The sequence below is a fragment of the Williamsia limnetica genome, assembly GCF_003217475.1.
GTDB classification, from domain to species: Bacteria; Actinomycetota; Actinomycetes; order Mycobacteriales; family Mycobacteriaceae; genus Williamsia; species Williamsia limnetica.
Map to the genome: position 1 here is coordinate 45,991 of NZ_QJSP01000018.1, position 11,055 is coordinate 57,045.

Consider the following 11,055-nt stretch of genomic DNA (forward strand, 5'->3'; position numbering starts at 1 on the left):
CTAGCCTGGTCAGACGCACATGATTCGCCGAGCGATGCTCTCGCGCATCTTTCCTGCTTCGTGAGCGGTGTAGAAGATCCAGCGACCGGTGCTGAGCCGCGTGATCGACCGCGGTAGGAGCGGATTGCGCACTGCCAGGGTGAGAATCATGAAGGGCAGCAGCCATGGATGGTTGTAGCCACTGAGTCCGTGAGGTCGGTAGGTGGCGTAATTCGTCACGGCGGCACGGCCATAGCTGTAGGTCTGCTTCCACAGATCGCGGTAGTTGTCTCGCAGACGATAGTCGACGACTGCAGCCGGACTGTGCACCAGTGAGTACCCGGCGATCTGGCATCGCCAGGCGTAGTCGTTGTCGTCGCCGCCGTGGGTGTACGTCTCGTCGAAACCGCCGATCGCATCATGAACGTCGCGCCACACGCCCATGCTCGTGCCGATCGCGGCGGGATACCAATCTCGGACCGCCCAGCCCGCGTCGGCCGCAGGCATCGGCCTCCACTCGACGACCTCGGGGTCGTTGATGACCGATACGTCGACTGTTCCGGTGACGAGATCGGCTGTCGTTGCCGTGTCGACGAGCTCCCGAAGCCAGTCGGTTCGAACCAGGTCATCGCTGTCTGTGAAGGCGAGAAAGTCTCCGCGTGCCGCCTGCACGCCGACATTCCGGGCGTAGGTGGCTCCGGCTTTTGCCGAGCTGTCGACGTGGTTGACGTCGAGACCGCCGGGCACTTCGGCGCTCCGAAGGTACTCCGCGAGGCCGTCGGAAGACCCGTTGTCGCTGACGATCACATCCCAGTCACCGGAGTAATCCTGCGCAGCCAGTGCTTTCAACTGCTCGCGGAGGTACGTCAATCCGTTGCGAACCGGAATGACGACGGTGACGTGTTCGGGCGGACGCCGGTCAGCCATCAGCCCGCAGATTCTTCAGACGTGTGAGCCAGATGCGTTGCCATGGACTCGAGGAGGTGGACACGGTATGGCGCCAGGTCCGGCATGACATCGGAATCGACCGTCACCGCGACGACGAGTTTGCCGCGATAGTCGGCAACGGTGTGAGCGAGCGTCGCACCCGCGCCGAGGGGCGCAAGAGCCCATGCCTGCCTGACGCTCATACCCATGATGGTGCTCGCTGTCTCTTGCTCGGTGTGGACATTCGACACGACGATGTTGAACGGGACCTCCGGCTTGATCGCGCTCATGGACCGGTAGTTGACGCGCATGATTCGCCGCAGCGCCGGGGCCGGCACAAGATTCATCAAATGTTTGGACTCGGATTTCGACCACTCCGCGACCCGCTCCTTCTCGGCCTTGCTCTCGGCCGAGATCTCGCCGAGTCGCGCGCCGAGATCGGGTTGGTCGATGTGCAGGTCCACCACGATGAGCGAGAACTGATTGGACGACGAGTCGTCGTACATCTTTCGAGTTGAGATGGGAGACAGTGCTGCGATGGATCCGTCCGGAATCTCTCCGGACTGCGCGAGGTGGCGCTTGAGGGCTTCGCCGATGACCGACAGAAGGACATCGTTGACGGTGAGTCCGGGGATCCGTGACTGCAACTCGGCCACATCGCTGCGCTCGAACTCGACGAAGTCGATGTTCCGCCGGCCGGCGAGCGGCCTGTTGAAGCGGGTGGCCGGGAAGACGCGGGCCGGAGGCTGTGGCTCGCGGCGCCGGTTCCGCCGGATTTCCTGGAGAAGCGCTCTGGAGACACGAAACCACTGCGCGGGCATCCGGCGAATCTCCCGCATCGTCAGCGAGGTTCGAGACGCGGTGTCGGAGCCCACGAACTCGATGGGCGCCACAGGATCGTCGGAGAACATCTTGCTCAGCAGTTTCACCAGGGTGAGCCCGTCGAACGCCACGTGATGAAATCGGAATCCCACAATGGTGACGACTCGGTCTTCGCCGGGCAGTCCAGTGACATTCGGGATCACATGCAGCGTCCACGGTGGTTTGGAAAGATCGAACGGCTGCTCGACGGCCGTGGTCATCACTTCTTTGGCGCCGGCCCAATCGATGTCGCCGTCATGGATCACGATATGATCCGACACCGAGAAGTCGGGATCCGGCACCCAGTACGGCAGGCCCACGTTCAGCGGTAGCTGCACCATCTTGCTCCGGAACTGGTCCGATATCGCGACGCGTTGACGTGCCCATTCGACGACCTCGTCGTGGGCGAGATGCAGTGGCCCACCGTCGGCACCTGCGATCGTCGTGCAACTGAGCGCGGTCGAGAACGACTGATTGTCGCCGGCGTACAGGTACACGGCGTCGCGGGCTCTGACTTGTCTCATTCGGCAATTCCTTGGTTCCGCGCCATTCTTTGCCCCGTGTGCGCCTAGGAGGAGATTCTAAGTACTACGGGATGCAAAAGAACGCAATTGAGCCGGGTATCGGGCGGCGATCGGATTTCGATCGCGTCAGATGCAGAGAGTTCGTTCGACAATGCTGCCGTGGACCTTTCCGACCTCGTGGGCGACGTGGAAGATCCAGCGGCCGGTGGTCATGCGGGTGATCGCGTAGGGCAACAGAGGATTGCGAACCGCAAGCGACGCCACGACCAGTGGAAAGACGAGCGGCTTGTTGTAGTACGAGAACCCGTCTCGACGAAAGCGCTTGTGGAGGAGCACGATCCCGCGGCCGTAGCGATACGCCTGATCCCAGAAGTCGCGGTAGTTGTCGCGAAGTCGGTAGTCGACGACAGCATCTGCGCTGTGGACCATCGTGAAGCCGGCCGATTGTGCTCGCCACACGTAGTCGACGTCCTCCGCCGCCAACGTCATCGACTCGTCGAATCCACCGATCGCGTCGTGTACGTCGCGCCACGCGCCGAAGTTCGCGCCCATCGCTGTGGGAAACCAGCCTGCTACCGGCCAGCCCGCGTCGGGTGAGGGAACCGGCCGCCACTGCGCAACGCGCGGCGTGTTGATCACCGTGGTCACGATCGAACCGGACACGAGATCGCCGCGGACGGCGGCTGCGGCAATGGCGCTGAGCCACCCGGGCCGGGCGACGTCATCACTGTCCAGATAGGCGATGAAATCACCGCGAGCCGTCGCGACACCGCGGTTACGCGCGCCCGCCACGCCCACGCCGTCCGATGAGTCGACGTACGAGGTGTCGAGTCCTGCCGGGACCGTGGGTCCGTGCATGTAGTCGATCAGACCGTCTGTCGACCCATTGTCACTGACAACCACATCCCAGCTGCCCGGGTAGTCCTGCGAGGCCAGCGCGGTCAATTGCGCATGGAGATGACGACGGCCGTTCTTCACCGGAATGACGACCGAAACGTGAGTCGGTGGGTGGCGATGCACCCAGCAATCTTCCCGTACCGAGGCGGCTGTGTCCCACGACCGTATTCTGTTGTGCGTCATGTGGGGTGCGGTAATCTTCGCCGCATGCCCACCGCCAAGCTGTCGGTCGTTGTTCCCGCTTACAACGAGGCCGAGGTCATTCGGAGCTGTCTGCTGAGGTTGACGGATGAGATCGAGGCGATTCACGAGGTCATCGTCGTCGACAACAACTCCACGGATGACACGCGGTCGATCGTGGACGAGTTCGTGGCGGACAATTCCAAGATCTCGGTGATCGTCGAGAAGGAACAGGGTCTGTTTCCGGCGCGCGACACCGGATTCGACAGCGCCACCGGTGACATCCTCGCCCGCATCGATGCCGACACGCGAGTCGGCGACGGTTGGGCGGCAGCCGTGGTCGCCTTCTTCGCCGCGCACGGGGACGATTTCGACGGTGGCACGGGGCTGTGTTCGTTCTACGACGCCCCGTTCCAAGAGCGGTTTCGGCGCAGCCACGACGAAGTGACAGCCGCCATGCAGGCCGAGCCCGAGTCCCCGAGGGAACACAATCGGCTGTTCGGATCCAACATGGCCATCACGGCGACGGCCTGGCGTGCGATCAGGACCCGCACCTCACGGCGCCACGACGTTTTCGAAGATCTCGACATCGCCCTGTGTCTGAAGTCGACCGGCGCCCGGCTGGGGCTGATACCCGGAGCTGACGCGACCATCTCCGGACGACGCTTCCGTACGGGGCCGATCTCGCAGATCCGATACTGCCTGTGTGACCAGCGGACGTACGAGATCCACGGCCTCAGTCGTGAGCGCCGTGGTGCGATACTCACGATGCTTCTGGTCTCGTTGCCGTTGTACGCGGCCATGTATCTGCCGTTCCGGCTCTACGACCCGGCCACCGCGTCGTTCTCGGTGTCGGCGCTGTGGCGAAAAAATCGGCTGGGCGTGCGGGCGCACGCCTGACAATTACTCAGAGGTCGACCGCTGCTGGAAGGTCGACGTCATCGAGCGCTGCTCCATGTGCACGAAAAGAGGCCCGGAGACATTCGCAGTATTCACCGATGTCGGGCATCACGGACCCGTCGACGGTGACCGAGATGTTGATCTTGTCGAGGCGGTTCACCACGGCGTGGGCGAGGGTCGTTCCGGTTGCGATCGGTTGGATCCCGAAGCTGCGGGCGACAGGTATGCCGAAGATCTTCCGCTCGACATCGGGTGTCCGGACATTCGAGACGACCACGTTGAACGGTGGATTGGTGGGCGTCGTCATCTTCGTCTTGGACCGTTGGTTGAGGTAGCCGAGATATCGGAGGATCGGGCCGGGCGTGACCGCGACCATCCCTACGGGGGCGTCCTCGAACTGCGCGGCTACGCGTGCCTTTGCTGCGGTCGTCTCCTGGGAGATGTTCAGCAGTCGAGTGCGAAGATCGGGTTCTCGGGTATGCAGATCGATGACCATGAACGTGAACTGGTTGAGGGTGTCGCCTGCGCGTATCGATCTGGTCGAGACGGGCGCGAGGGAGGACAACGACGAGTGTGGCGTTTCGCCATGCGCGCGTAGGTACTGATGAACGGCCTCCCCGACACCGACAACATCAGATCGTTGACCGTCACCCCTGCGATGCGACTCTTGAGGTCTACGACGCGATCTCGCGGGAACGACACGAGGTCTGCCGTGCGCGGGCCGCGAAAAGTGCCGTTGAATCTGGTGACCGGCCAGGTACTGTTCGCGGGTTCGGCCACCGCCGGTGTGGCTTTCCGGGATCGTCGATAGTTCTGGACGCCTGCGCCGATGAACCGACCGGCCGTGGCCGGCACCCGAACCGCTTCGCGGGCCATCAGTGAAGCCGTCGATCGGGAGCCCTCGCCGACAAACGTGCCGGGATCGGTGATCGGGGCGTCGCTGAACATGGTCGCGGACATCGTTCCCAAGGTGATCCCGTCGAAGGCGACGTGGTGGAAGTGGAATGCGATGATCGAGGTGAGCCCCTCGTGTTCGGGGACGTTCTCCACATCGGGGATGACGTGCATCATCCACGGCGGCCGGGTCAGGTCGAGTGAGGCGTCGGCGAGCTCGGCCAACGTGGCCCGCACCGCGGCCCAGTCGCGGTCGCCGGCGCGATGGATCTCCACATGGTCGGTGATCGAGAAGTCGGGGTCGTGCATCCAGTAGGGCAGGCCGAAATCGCCGGGCAGGCGGACGAGCTTGCTCTTGAACAGATCGTTCACTTCGATCCGAGCGAGGGCCCACTCGGCCATGTCGTCGGGGGAGAGTCCGAGTGGGAGGCCACCGGGGTTTTCCACGAAATTGCACGACAACACCGTCGACGCCGCGCCGCCTTTGCCGATGTACAGGAACACCGCGTCGCGGCCGGCGACTTGCTTCATTGCTGCTACCCCTAGGCGAGGCAACGTGTGTGCCGCGACATTCCGAGTCTGCGAACATTGATTCGCGATCTCAGATTCTGCGCTGATCGTAGCCGGGTCATCGGGAGTCGGCGTACAAATGCCCAAGAGGGACGGCCCCTCGCGCCGCACGAATTGCGGTCAGGTTCGCGACGCGGCGGCCCGCCGATAACCCCGCATGGCGGGCCAGATGAAGATCAGCATGATCGCCACTGCCCAAGCGATGGTCTTCGTGAGGTTCTCCGCGATCGGCCCGCCGGTCGCCAATGCGCGCATCGTCTCGATCGCGCAGGTCATCGGTTGGTTGCGTACCAAGGGCTGGAGGATCTCCGGGTAGGCCTCGATGGGAGAGAAACCCGAATTGAAGAACATCAGCAGACTGGTGCACAGGGACATGATCGGCACGAGCGGTGCGTTGGATGCGGAAACCGCCATCGTGAGGACGATGGTGGAATAGGCGGCACCGTAGAGGAGTGCGACGGCGAATATGCCTATCGCGGGCAGCACTCCCTGGTTGAAACGCCACCCGATGAGCATGCCCGCCGTGGTCAGGACCAGCGTGCTGGCAAGGATCCGGAACATCTCGATGTTGATCCGAGAGGTGAGATCGGCTGCACGATGAACCGGCAGGACGTACAGGCGGGTGAGAAGCCCGGTGCGGCGCTCGCTGATCAACCTCGTGCCCACGGCGAGAGAGCCGAACATCGCGCCGACCAGGACCACCAGCGGAACGGTACCGAAAGCGCTGTTCTGGCCGGTTGCCTGACCGACCGCGTCGCCGAGCACCACCTTGAACATGACCATGCTCAGCAACGGGAAGAGCATGCTCTGCATCAAGGTGAGGCGATCGCGGGTGACAACGCGAAGCTGTCGTCCCGTCAGGATCTTGGTGTGACCGAGGTAGGCGCGCAGACCACGTTCGTCGGTGTCGGGGGCAGCCGGCAGGTGTGTGGCAAGACCGGAAGCGCTCTTCTCGGCAGCGTCCGCGGCAGCGCTCCTGGCCGCGATCTGCCCCAGGTCGAGGCGCTCGGTCTCAGCTGCCTGCAACTCGGGTGACAACTCGAAGTCGAGTGATTCGCGATCGGTGATCGAGGTGATCTGACGATCGCGCCGGGGCCCGCCCCGGGTGGTGCTCTCGGCCTGCCGTTCCGCGATCTGTTCTGCGGTCCAGTCAGAGGTCGCGGCACCGGGGGAGAGCATCGTCCAGGGCCCGACCATGGTGCGGCGTGACCCGATGCCGCGAATCTCCCGCCTGGAGTCCGCAGAATCGAAGCGGGTCGTCGGTTCGTCATCGGGTGCCGCACGGCGGCGGGTTCGCGGCACAGAGTCGTTTGTTCGCCACCAGTGGTCGATCGGCGCGGCGTCGTCGCCACGGTGACGTGGTAGTCGGGGCTCTGGCCTCGAATGCCCGCCTGGCGTCCCGAGATCCGATTCGCTCATCGCTTGCTGCTCCGGATGGTCACCCACGTGCCGCCGATGATGCCCGCTGCGGCGATTCCCGCGGCCCAACAGACTGACGGCAATGCCATGTCCCATGTCACGTTGCCGCCGTCGAAACCTCGCATCAGCTCGGTGAACTGCGAGATCGGCTGATTGCGGGCGAACGGTCTGATCCATTCCGGGAATCGCTCTTCGGGAACGAAACCAGTGGACAGCATGCCGAGGATCAGCTGCGGAAGCGCAAGCGCCTGGCTCGTCGCCTGTGGGTTTCTGGTGATCGCGCCGATCGTGTCCGCCCCGAACGCGAGGATGACGCCGACAACCATCGACACCGCGAAGAACCCGAGAAAGTTCAGCAGGCCGGACTCCGGACGCCACCCGATCACGAGGCCGGAGATCATCGCCCAGGTGAGCGAGATGACGAGGAGGACCACGTTGGCACACAATCGGGCCATCAACGGAACGATGATGCTGACCGGCATACTGCGAAGTCGGTTGGTCAAACCCAGACTGCCGTCGGTCGCCGCGCGCATCGCGGCAGACGTCGCGACGAACCCAACCGACTGCAGGCAGATCACCGGCATGAGGAATTGGGCGTAGTCCATGCCCGGGTAGCCGTCCATGATCGTGCGCAGCGGGATGTAGAAGCAGACTGTGAGCAAGACCGGGGCCGTGATGCAGAGGAAGAACTCGCCGCGCCGTTTCATCCCGATCAACGATCGGGTCGTCAGCGCCAGCCACTGCCGCACAGGGCGGACCGTCGGATGGTTGTCGCCAGAGGACACGACCCTCGCGGGGGTCAGAGTCGTCATGGGCGCTCTTCCGCGGCCTGCGGGCCTTCGGTCAATTTGAGGAACACGTCGTCCAGCGAAGGGCGCCGCAGTCCGACGTCGGTCAGCTCGATACCCGCCGCGTCGGTGCGTCGAACGATCTCGACCAGGGTCTGGGTGGCCCTGACTGCCGGCAGCGTCAGCGAGGTGCGGGCGAGGTCGATACGGATCTGATCGGCGGGGACCAGATCGGACAGCAGGGCCTTGATCTTCTTCAGATCATCCGGGTAGCTGGGGACCACCTCGCAGAAGGTGCCGCTGACCTGTTCCTTGAGTTCGCTGGCGGTGCCCTCGGCGATGACCTTGCCCTTGTCGATGACGACGATGTTGTCGCTGAGGAGGTCGGCCTCCTCCAGGTACTGCGTGGTGAGCAAGGTCGTGATGCCCTGCTCGCGCAGTGACGTCACGATGTTCCAGACGTCTTGGCGACTTCGTGGATCCAGTCCTGTGGTCGGCTCGTCGAGGAACACCACCTCGGGGCGCACCACCAGACCGCAGGCGATGTCGATCCTGCGTCGCATACCGCCCGAGAACTTGCCGACGCGTCGCGATGCCGCCTCGACCAGATTGAAGGCCTCGAGCAATTCATCGGCGCGCACCAGCGCGTCGCTCTTCTTCAGGCCCATCAGCCGACCGAAGAGGATGAGGTTCTCGCGGCCGGTCAGCGACTCGTCCAGAGCCGCGAACTGGCCGGTCAACATGATCGACTTTCGCACCGACGCGCGGTCCTTCACCACGTCGTACCCGGCGATGTGGGCGCTTCCGCCGTCCGGGGTCAGCAGCGTGGCGAGCATGTTGACGGTGGTTGTCTTGCCGGCTCCGTTGGGCCCGAGGAGTCCGAGCACGGTCCCGGTCGGGACCTCGAAGCTGATGCCGTCGACCGCGGTGAAGTCACCGAACCGTTTGACCAGGCCGGAGGCGACGACGCTGTTCGCGGGACGGCCCCTGCCGTGTCGCTCGCTCATCCGGCCGGCGCTGGCGAAGTCTGTGGTCGCTGGCTCGTCGCGCGCACTGCTGGTTCCCGTAACTCGGCCCCGCCTGGCTTGCATGTCCGTCCCGTCATCGTCATGGTCGCATGGCGATGCGATCGCCCCTGTCGATTTACAGTGAACCTAGCGCAGAAATCACGGCGTAACACTACGCCGCGACACGGCGATATCGTCTCTGTGAATGGAATGTCGGCCAATTGGTATTCAACGGTCGAGCAATAGCTATAGTTTGGTGACCTGGCTTGGGGCAAATGCAGGTTACTCCAGCGACGAGAACGTGTTTCGTAGGTCGCATTCGGCGCACGAGGCAAGATGGGAGGGCGTTGTGGTACTGCAGCTCCGCCGTAATGGCAGGGGGCCGTCGGCCCAACCCGGCGAACGAGGATTTCGGGTTCGGGGTGACCGCACCTTGACGCAACTGGTGATCGCAGCGGCCGACGCCGGCCGTGACAAGCCTGCGGTGATCAACCGTGACAACAATTACGCAGTGAGCTTCGGCGAACTCAAGGCGCGCGCTCAGAGCGCCGCGATCGCGATGTCGAGCGAGTCGGGCATCGACGACTCCGCCCTGACTGTCGCTCTGATGACCGCGGTTCCCGGACTGGCGGTTTCAGGTCCGAAGGGTCTCGCGGATACGCTTACTGCGATACGTATTCAAGCAATGATGGTTCTCGCAGAACCACAACAGGTCTGACCTGCGGTTGCCTTGGCCCACACGCTGACTGGCGGGGGCCGGTAGCTGTCGGTTGGCAGGCCGTCGTGGCTGCTGCGTGAAGCGAAGACACGACAGGAGGGTCCGCCATGAGCAACCCATTCGATGACGAAGACGGCCGGTTCTTTGTGTTGGTCAATGATGAGAATCAGCACTCCCTGTGGCCGACGTTCGCCGACATCCCTGCGGGCTGGAACAAAGTGTTCGGTGAAGCGTCCCGAGCCGAGTGCCTCGACTACGTGAATGAGCACTGGACGGACCTGCGTCCGCAAAGCCTCATCGACGCCATGGAAGCCGATTCGGCCCAGTAGGTTACAATTGATCGTCAAGATCACAACCGTCTGATCTCGAATCGGGGTCGGCGGAGGGTCTGTGCTGCCTTGTCAGCGCAGGTCACAAGCTCTTTCAAAGGCGGGTGTGTGATAGATCACACTCCAATCATGTAACAGGTTAGCCATCCTCCCTTCCCTTCTCGTTCGAGTACTGTGAATATAGCCACGACGACCCAATTGGGGTCGAGGTCGATGCACAGGTTGGTGAGCACATGGCGATTTCAACGGTTCGAGCTCAAGAGATCCCGGCGGATACGGCCGTCCCTCTGGCGGAACTGCCCGACGCGGTGGCACGCCTTACGCGCGTGACGCCTGATCGCGTTGTCGTGCGTTACCGGAGCCGTGGGTTGAACTACCGCGAACTGGCCGCCGCGATACAGCTGATGATGCCTGTGACCCGCAGTCAGAACATGGATGACCGCTCGGCGGTCGTCGCTGCCATCTTTGCCGGCATCCCGAGTCTCGGATCAGAACCGGATTCCGCTGTCGTTGCGGCGGTGGTGGACGCAGCCTTGGCCAGAGTCGGTGCCGACCTCAGTGAACTCAACTCGGCCACGGCTCCGCCTCGGCAGCCCGTGCGTGCGAACCGGACCAGCGAGATGGATTTGCGGGTCATCGCCAGCAGGCTCTCCAGCGCGTAGGCCTTTCCGAAGAGAACGCGGGATCGGCTGTTCGGTCGACATCGGTGTTGTCCGTTTTCGAGTCCCCTGTTTGTTCCGGCTGTCGAGCTGTCCTATGGTCTGTTATTTGCAGTAGTCATGGCTGCTGATCGACTGTTCCTGCAGTTCAGTCCCCTCCGAGGGTGCATAAAGCAGGTCTACTTTTGTGCTCCGGTAACGCGTGTGACAGCCTGGTCGATAGGTCACAAATAGACGCGTCTTAAAGCGTGTCAGTTAACCGCGACCCGCTCGCGTGGTTACTGTTGCAATGAGAAGTTGCACGGCAGAATGTAACGATGAAACCTTGTGTCGGTACATTTGCTCGCGCATGCAAACGTGGTGATTCGAGGCGAGCGTTCGTTCGAGATTGGAGCGCGAGATT

The 11,055-nt window shown here is 63.1% G+C and carries 12 protein-coding genes; 4 read left to right on the plus strand and 8 right to left on the minus strand.

Going from position 1 to position 11,055, the window contains the following annotated elements; all coding sequences use genetic code 11:
- Positions 1 to 9 precede the first annotated feature (9 nt).
- The 3 genes from DFR67_RS24520 to DFR67_RS24530 form a co-directional block, all read right to left on the minus strand.
- Complete coding sequence (locus tag DFR67_RS24520) at positions 10 to 906, minus strand: glycosyltransferase family 2 protein (protein ID WP_110472106.1); 897 nt, start codon at positions 904 to 906, stop codon at positions 10 to 12.
- Positions 906 to 2,291, minus strand: coding sequence for a wax ester/triacylglycerol synthase domain-containing protein (locus tag DFR67_RS24525; RefSeq protein WP_110472107.1), 1,386 nt, complete (start codon positions 2,289 to 2,291; stop codon positions 906 to 908). The genes DFR67_RS24520 and DFR67_RS24525 overlap by 1 nt, the downstream gene beginning before the upstream one ends.
- A 126-nt stretch (positions 2,292 to 2,417) precedes the next feature.
- On the minus strand, positions 2,418 to 3,311 hold the full coding sequence (locus tag DFR67_RS24530; protein ID WP_158540027.1) for a glycosyltransferase family 2 protein: 894 nt from the start codon (positions 3,309 to 3,311) through the stop codon (positions 2,418 to 2,420).
- A gap of 84 nt (positions 3,312 to 3,395) precedes the next feature.
- On the opposite strand from DFR67_RS24530, the gene DFR67_RS24535 reads away from it, so the two are divergent.
- Positions 3,396 to 4,268, plus strand: a complete 873-nt coding sequence (locus tag DFR67_RS24535; RefSeq protein ID WP_158540028.1) for a glycosyltransferase family 2 protein — start codon at positions 3,396 to 3,398, stop codon at positions 4,266 to 4,268.
- A 7-nt stretch (positions 4,269 to 4,275) separates the two neighbouring features.
- Here DFR67_RS24535 and DFR67_RS24540 read toward each other — a convergent pair whose 3' ends face one another.
- The 5 genes from DFR67_RS24540 to DFR67_RS24560 form a co-directional block, all read right to left on the minus strand.
- Positions 4,276 to 4,764, minus strand: coding sequence for a WS/DGAT domain-containing protein (locus DFR67_RS24540; protein WP_110472109.1), 489 nt, complete (start codon positions 4,762 to 4,764; stop codon positions 4,276 to 4,278).
- Complete coding sequence (locus tag DFR67_RS24545; RefSeq protein WP_110472110.1) at positions 4,713 to 5,693, minus strand: wax ester/triacylglycerol synthase domain-containing protein; 981 nt, start codon at positions 5,691 to 5,693, stop codon at positions 4,713 to 4,715. Before DFR67_RS24545 ends, DFR67_RS24540 begins: the two co-directional genes overlap by 52 nt.
- A 159-nt stretch (positions 5,694 to 5,852) precedes the next feature.
- Complete coding sequence (locus tag DFR67_RS24550; protein WP_425451335.1) at positions 5,853 to 6,719, minus strand: ABC transporter permease; 867 nt, start codon at positions 6,717 to 6,719, stop codon at positions 5,853 to 5,855.
- Positions 6,720 to 7,147: 428 nt separating this feature from the next.
- A complete protein-coding gene (locus tag DFR67_RS24555; protein WP_110472111.1) occupies positions 7,148 to 7,963 on the minus strand; it encodes an ABC transporter permease in 816 nt (271 codons plus the stop codon).
- Positions 7,960 to 8,946, minus strand: coding sequence for an ATP-binding cassette domain-containing protein (locus tag DFR67_RS24560; protein WP_110472112.1), 987 nt, complete (start codon positions 8,944 to 8,946; stop codon positions 7,960 to 7,962). The genes DFR67_RS24555 and DFR67_RS24560 overlap by 4 nt, the downstream gene beginning before the upstream one ends.
- Positions 8,947 to 9,379: 433 nt before the next feature.
- Here DFR67_RS24560 and DFR67_RS24565 point away from each other — a divergent pair, with 433 nt between their 5' ends.
- The 3 genes from DFR67_RS24565 (at position 9,380) to DFR67_RS24575 (ending at position 10,655) form a co-directional block, all read left to right on the plus strand.
- Positions 9,380 to 9,664, plus strand: coding sequence for a hypothetical protein (locus DFR67_RS24565; RefSeq protein ID WP_146240530.1), 285 nt, complete (start codon positions 9,380 to 9,382; stop codon positions 9,662 to 9,664).
- 107 nt (positions 9,665 to 9,771) lie between these two features.
- Positions 9,772 to 9,993: an MbtH family protein gene (locus tag DFR67_RS24570; protein ID WP_110472114.1), complete on the plus strand. Its 222-nt coding sequence runs from the start codon at positions 9,772 to 9,774 to the stop codon at positions 9,991 to 9,993.
- A gap of 233 nt (positions 9,994 to 10,226) precedes the next feature.
- Positions 10,227 to 10,655: a hypothetical protein gene (locus tag DFR67_RS24575; protein ID WP_110472115.1), complete on the plus strand. Its 429-nt coding sequence runs from the start codon at positions 10,227 to 10,229 to the stop codon at positions 10,653 to 10,655.
- Positions 10,656 to 11,055: the final 400 nt, after the last annotated feature.